General features: G+C 50.2%; 7 protein-coding genes. 6 read left to right on the forward strand and 1 reads right to left on the reverse strand.

Annotated elements, in window-relative coordinates; genetic code table 11:
* Positions 1–2 precede the first annotated feature (2 nt).
* The 6 genes from COY37_RS12010 (at position 3) to COY37_RS10725 (ending at position 4,789) form a co-directional block, all read left to right on the forward strand.
* Positions 3–944 (forward strand): branched-chain amino acid ABC transporter permease, encoded by a 942-nt coding sequence (locus COY37_RS12010; RefSeq protein WP_353683026.1) that lies wholly within the window; start codon positions 3–5, stop codon positions 942–944.
* Positions 913–1,701, forward strand: coding sequence for an ABC transporter ATP-binding protein (locus COY37_RS10705; RefSeq protein ID WP_286984332.1), 789 nt, complete (start codon positions 913–915; stop codon positions 1,699–1,701). The genes COY37_RS12010 and COY37_RS10705 overlap by 32 nt, the downstream gene beginning before the upstream one ends.
* Positions 1,694–2,428 (forward strand): ABC transporter ATP-binding protein, encoded by a 735-nt coding sequence (locus COY37_RS10710; protein WP_353682461.1) that lies wholly within the window; start codon positions 1,694–1,696, stop codon positions 2,426–2,428. The genes COY37_RS10705 and COY37_RS10710 overlap by 8 nt, the downstream gene beginning before the upstream one ends.
* A gap of 65 nt (positions 2,429–2,493) precedes the next feature.
* Positions 2,494–3,792 carry a phenylacetate--CoA ligase family protein gene (locus tag COY37_RS10715; RefSeq protein ID WP_286678852.1) on the forward strand — a complete coding sequence of 433 codons (1,299 nt, stop codon included), beginning with the start codon at positions 2,494–2,496 and terminating at the stop codon, positions 3,790–3,792.
* Complete coding sequence (locus COY37_RS10720; RefSeq protein ID WP_286678851.1) at positions 3,782–4,303, forward strand: SH3 domain-containing protein; 522 nt, start codon at positions 3,782–3,784, stop codon at positions 4,301–4,303. Before COY37_RS10715 ends, COY37_RS10720 begins: the two co-directional genes overlap by 11 nt.
* A gap of 66 nt (positions 4,304–4,369) precedes the next feature.
* Complete coding sequence (locus tag COY37_RS10725; RefSeq protein WP_286678850.1) at positions 4,370–4,789, forward strand: hypothetical protein; 420 nt, start codon at positions 4,370–4,372, stop codon at positions 4,787–4,789.
* A 638-nt stretch (positions 4,790–5,427) separates the two neighbouring features.
* On the opposite strand, the gene COY37_RS10730 is transcribed toward COY37_RS10725, so the two are convergent.
* A complete protein-coding gene (locus COY37_RS10730; RefSeq protein WP_286678849.1) occupies positions 5,428–5,775 on the reverse strand; it encodes a methyl-accepting chemotaxis protein in 348 nt (115 codons plus the stop codon).
* Positions 5,776–5,842: the final 67 nt, after the last annotated feature.

Below are 5,842 nucleotides of genomic sequence, written 5' to 3' on the forward strand. Positions count from 1 at the left end.
CTATGGCGCTCCTGCCGTTTATAGTTTCAAATAACTACTACATCAAGATACTCATCGTTCTTGGGATCAACACGATCATCGTCTTGGGCTTGAATCTTTTGATGGGTGCCGCAGGGCAGGTCTCAATCGGTCACGCGGCATTTTATGGGATAGGCGCCTACGCCTCGGCGATCGTTACCACCAAGTACGGCCTCTCGCCCTGGTTCGGATTGGCGGCCGCCGTTGTGCTGGGCGGCCTGGTCGCATATGCAATAGCCATGCCGACATTACGGTTAAAAGGTCACTATCTCGCGATGGCAACCCTGGGTTTTGCAGAGATCGTGCATGTGTTGTTCCTAGAGCTGAGAGATTTAACCGGCGGTACGGACGGCCTTTACGGTTTACCCGCTATTACCGTAGGAGGGTTCAGCTTCGAGACACCGTTAAAGCTCTATATGCTGGTGCTGGTCTTTGTTGTCTTGAGCCTCGTACTATCACTCAACATCGTCCACTCAAGGGTCGGGCGGGCGCTCAGGGCGGTCCATGGCAGCGAGATTGCAGCCGCATCGTCCGGTGTCGATACCGCAAAATACAAGATACAAGTGTTTGTGCTGAGCGCTGTTTTGGCAAGCATCGGAGGAAGTTTTTACGCGCATATGGCGGGTTACGTGAGCCCCGAATCGTTTACGCTCGGCATCTCGATTACGCTGGTAACAATGGTGGTCGTTGGTGGGATGTCGAATGTATGGGGGGCGGTTATCGGTGCATCGACTTTAACGGTCCTCGAGGAGTACCTCAAAGCATATGACGATTACAACATGGTAATATTCGGCGGGATTCTCATCCTTGCCATGGTCTTTATGCCACAAGGCTTGGTGGGAGCAGGCGCGAAACTGGTGAGCGTTTTCAAACGGCGCTCCGTTATACTCCCGGATGCGGCAGGTGAGAACAGTGCCGCTTCTTGATGTTGTAAACCTCACCAAACAGTTCGGCGGGCTCACCGCTGTAAACGAGGTGAGTTTTAGGGTTTACAGGGACCAGGTAAAAGCGATCATCGGCCCGAACGGGGCCGGCAAGACAACCGTTTTTAATCTGCTCACAGGCGTCGATAAACCAACGTCGGGCACCGTGTTATTCGATAACCACGATATAGCGGGCAAAAAGCCGCACGTGGTAACAAAAACCGGAATCGCAAGGACTTTTCAGAACACACAATTATTCGCAAACATGAGCGTCCTGGAAAACGTCATGGTGGGGCGCCATGCGCGCATGAACTGCGGCATATTCAGATGCATGCTCGGCCTGCCGGCGGTACGGCGAGAGGATGCCGAAAGCAAAGAAAAAGCCCACTCGCTCCTGAAGCTTGTGGGATTGGAGAAAAAGGCGGATAAGCCCGCGGATGACTTGCCCATTGGCGAACGCCACCTTCTTGAGATAGCGCGGGCGCTGGCGACCGAGCCGAGGTTGATCCTGCTCGACGAACCGGCGGCCGGTCTCAACAACGAAGAAACGGCCTGTCTTGCAGAGATCATCTATAAGATAAAGGGCAACGGCATAACGGTTCTTCTGGTCGAACACGACATGAGCCTGGTTATGGAGATATCGGATGAGGTAGTTGTTCTTAATTTTGGCGCGAAAATCGCGGAGGGACCCCCGCTTCTTATTCAGCAAGACGAGCAAGTTATACAGGCATATCTCGGTCAGGCGGTGCATGATGCTTAACGTAAGCGATCTTGATGTGTCGTACGGCCATGTCAGGGTGCTGAAAAACGTAAACATAGCGGTTGAAAAAGGCGAGATCGTCACGATAATCGGGTCGAACGGCTCAGGAAAATCAACTCTTTTGCGAACAATCTCTGGAATAATTAGGCCCAATTCAGGTAAGATAAAATTTGGCGGGGACACAATCGAACGAGTGCCTGCAGAAAAAATGGTAGCCCGTGGCATGTCGCATGTGCCGGAGGGCAGGCAATTGTTCGGAGCGCTTAGCGTGCTGGAAAACCTGCAGCTCGGCGCATACATAAGGCTCAGGAGCAGGAAGGAATCAAAGAGACAGGTTGCTGAAGATATGCAGTTTGTCTTCAGTATGTTTCCGGTCCTTAAGGAGCGCGAGAACCAGCCCGCAGGCACTCTAAGCGGAGGCGAACAGCAAATGCTTGCAATCGGTCGGGCGCTTATGTCAAAACCCAAGCTGTTGCTTCTCGATGAGCCGTCGATGGGGCTTGCCCCGATCATTATCCAGAAAATTTTTGCTACCCTGAGGGAACTGCGAGAGAAAGGCCTTACCTTGCTGCTTGTCGAGCAGGACGCTACGGTTGCCTTAAGCATAGCCGATCGCGGCTACGTTCTGCAAAACGGTGAGGTAGTAATGCACGACACGGGCAGTAATCTTTTAAATAACGATGAGGTCAAAGCAATCTATTTCGGCCATAGAAAACACGCACATTAAGTACAGCGAAGGGCGATTAGCGATTACGGCGCACACCCATTCGCCGATCTTAAGTAAGGATAACAATGATTTGGAACCCCGAGTACGAGTGTATCGACAGGAACAAACTAAGGGAGCTGCAGCTAAAACGCCTGCAAACCCTTATAAAGTGGGTCTACAACGAGGTTCCTTTCTACCGGAATAAGCTGAGCGATGCGGGTGTAAAGCCGCAGGATATAAAATCCCTAGAGGATGTCGCGAAGCTACCGTTTACCACGAAAACCGACCTGAGGGACAACTATCCCTTCGGGATGTTCGCCGTGCCGATGGAAAATGTCGTAAGGGTTCACTCATCATCGGGCACGACAGGCAAACCTATCGTCGTTGGATATACGAGGGCGGATATAAACACCTGGTCCGAGCTTACCGCCAGGGTTGCCATGGCGGGCGGCGCGACCTCAAAGGATATCGCCCATGTGGCTTTCGGCTACGGCCTGTTTACCGGCGGGTTCGGCATGCATGCGGGTCTCGAGCGCATCGGAGCCTCAGTTGTGCCGGTATCCACCGGAAACACAGAGCGCCAGATCATGATAATGAAGGATTTCGGCACAACAGTGCTTGTGAGCACACCATCGTATGCCCTGCACATCGCCGAAGTCGGAGAATCGATGGACGTTGATTTCTCCAAGTTACCGCTGCGGGTCGGGCTTTTCGGAGCGGAGCGGTGCAGCGAGAAGCTGAGGAAAGAAATCGAGTCGAAGCTGTGTATTTCGGCAACCGATAACTACGGCCTGACTGAGGTTATGGGCCCCGGTGTGGCCGGGGAGTGCGAGGTTAAAAACGGTCTGCATATAAACGAAGACCATTTCCTCGTCGAGACGATCGACCCGGAGACAGGGGAGCGATTGCCCGAGGGGAGCGAAGGCGAACTGGTGTTTACAACACTTACAAAGGAGGCCTTCCCCGTAATACGCTACCGAACAAGGGATCTGACCAGGCTGCTTATGGACCCATGCGGATGCGGAAGGACTATCGCCCGAATGGAAAAGGTAAAAGGCCGCACCGATGACATGCTTATTATACGGGGAGTAAATGTCTTCCCGTCGCAAATAGAGAGCGTCCTGTTTGAAATAGAGGGCATAGAGCCGCACTACCAGATAATCGTTGACAGAAAGGGCGCGATGGATCTTATCCGGGTGCTCGTAGAGGTATCAAGCGATATATTCGCAGGGGACATGAAAGAGCTAATGGCGTTTGAGCGAAAGGTCGAAGCGAAACTTCAAACCGTGCTTGGGATAAAAGTCGATGTTAAACTCGTTGAGCCAAAGACGCTGGAAAGAACAAGCGGAAAGGCAAAAAGGGTTATAGATAAACGTGATTTATAAGCAGAGCGCAAACAAAGAACATGATGAACAAGACAACAACTTGCATAGTAAGATTATAAGACATGTGACCGCCTGGTTTCTGCTATTTATGGTCGGGATATTCTTATGGAAAATGTCGCAACCCGTTTTAAAGAATATTAACGCTATGAGCGGGCAAGAGACAACGGCTACCGCCTCGTCGGCCGAGACAACGACGACTATTGCAGCAAAAGGGAAGTCAGTAAAGGCACCCGTAAAAACCCCGGCGAAAACGGTTGTAGCCGCAACGACGACAACGACCGGGTTGCAAAACATGAGACTGCCTTCAGGACAAAATAGGGTTCAAGTGCTGGTCGAGGCTTTAAACGTACGGCAAGCGCCGGATATAAACAGCACCGTAGTCACGAGTATCAGTAAAGGCTCTATCGTCGAGGTTGAAGAGAATAACGGTCGGTGGCTAAAAGTAAGAACCGTAGATAATAACGAGGGATATATAAGCTCAAGCCCAGCGCTAGTACGGGCAGCGCCTTAACCGCCGTGAAGACTATACCATTATCATACCATTATAAAGCTAAAACAGAGGGTAACCGGAGAACAGATGTACCGAGAACCGCAGCAAGAATCAAAGAGCAAAGTATTTGGCATGGCCGGGGATTACTACCGCGTTCGCGTTCTTAAGATGGACGAGGAACTTCCCGCCGACCTTGAATGGCGTGAGGATGTACTCTACAGAGCCCCCAAGACATATCTAAGTAAGTTAAAGGTGACCTACCGTATCGAAATATTAACAAGAGACAACGCCGTTCGCGAAATCGCAAACTTGCGCGACAAAAGGGAAGCGAAAAAACGGTATAGGGCCGTAAAGGAAGACCTCCACGAACTATCCAAGATGAAGTTCGATGAGAAGTACGGGATAGACGACGCAGGTGCGAACATCGAGTCATTAAAGGAACTGCAAATGTTGTTCCAAGAGAAAACAATATTCTTCACCGGCGTTCACCGCAACCCAAAACACTAGACCTCATATCCTCTACCCGCCGGATGAATTGAAGAGATGCTGCAGGTGCTTGTGAACGTGTGCATGTTGTAGAATATGTATTAGTGGTATTAATACATGCACTAATTGTGCTGTTTCCGGTCGGGGGCCGTAGAGACCGGATACCTTAGAATCCATCGAAGCAAAAGCCCTCATACAAGAGGAACGCTATTAACTCTATTAAATGATAACCGTACATATGTGCGCCCAAGAATTAACATTCGCGGCGGGGTGTAAAGAGAAGAAAATGATTGATCGCATAACCGTTTGCTTTCAAACAATTCACAAGCGAATATACGCATATGCAATCAGTTGCAAGTTAACATAACATATATTATGGTAAGCACGATTTGTTAAGGATTAATGAACATATTGTTATTGTGCGTTTGTATGAAAAACCCCCGGTGGTATTAGGATTATACAGGTGCGGTCTTTATTGCCTTTGCATCTGTCGGCTTGTTGCCGGTTCTCTTGCATCCTCCGGTTTCATCTGTGTCGCAAGGTTATCCTATAACCGTATTACTGCCCGCTCTTAGTGCTTGGCTATTCTATCTATTTGGCGCTGTCTCTCTAAGCGTGCTAGCGGATTCGGCCATACTAATTCGGCTATACCGGCTATACTAAAGTTTGATCTTTCGCATTATAGCCTCGAGTTCGGCCGACATTGCGGATAATTCTTGGGCCGAAGCTGCAATTTCTTGTATAGAATCGGTTTGCTCGGCCGCCGACGCGGAAACCTGTTCGGCGGATGCTGCAGACTCCTGCGATGTTGCCGCAATTGCACTAACGGATTTTACCACCAGCTTAACCGAGCCGTTTGCTTCATCAGTACCCGCGGTGTTCTCATCGGTGATTCTGGCAATATCTTCCATAATAGTTTCCATATCGGTTGCTGCAGAGCGCATGCTGTCAATGGCGGTTGCGACTTGTTCGCTCTGATTGTGTACTTCCTGAATCGCCCATAGCATCTCTTTCGTTACGGAGCTTTCTCCCGCATATTAAAAACCTTTTTCGGATAGTAACTACTTAAGAATG

The sequence above is a fragment of the Candidatus Aquicultor secundus genome, from assembly GCF_002791875.1.
GTDB lineage: Bacteria > Actinomycetota > Aquicultoria > Aquicultorales > Aquicultoraceae > Aquicultor_A > Aquicultor_A secundus.

Bases quoted from the DNA above. Each gene is read 5' to 3' on its own strand.
- COY37_RS12010 (WP_353683026.1), top strand. From the start codon at position 3: ATGGCGCTCCTGCCGTTTATAGTTTCAAATAACTACTACATCAAGATA.
- COY37_RS10705 (WP_286984332.1), top strand. From the start codon at position 913: ATGCGGCAGGTGAGAACAGTGCCGCTTCTTGATGTTGTAAACCTCACC.
- COY37_RS10710 (WP_353682461.1), top strand. From the start codon at position 1,694: ATGCTTAACGTAAGCGATCTTGATGTGTCGTACGGCCATGTCAGGGTG.
- COY37_RS10715 (WP_286678852.1), top strand. From the start codon at position 2,494: ATGATTTGGAACCCCGAGTACGAGTGTATCGACAGGAACAAACTAAGG.
- COY37_RS10725 (WP_286678850.1), top strand. From the start codon at position 4,370: ATGTACCGAGAACCGCAGCAAGAATCAAAGAGCAAAGTATTTGGCATG.
- COY37_RS10730 (WP_286678849.1), bottom strand. From the start codon at position 5,775: ATGCTATGGGCGATTCAGGAAGTACACAATCAGAGCGAACAAGTCGCA.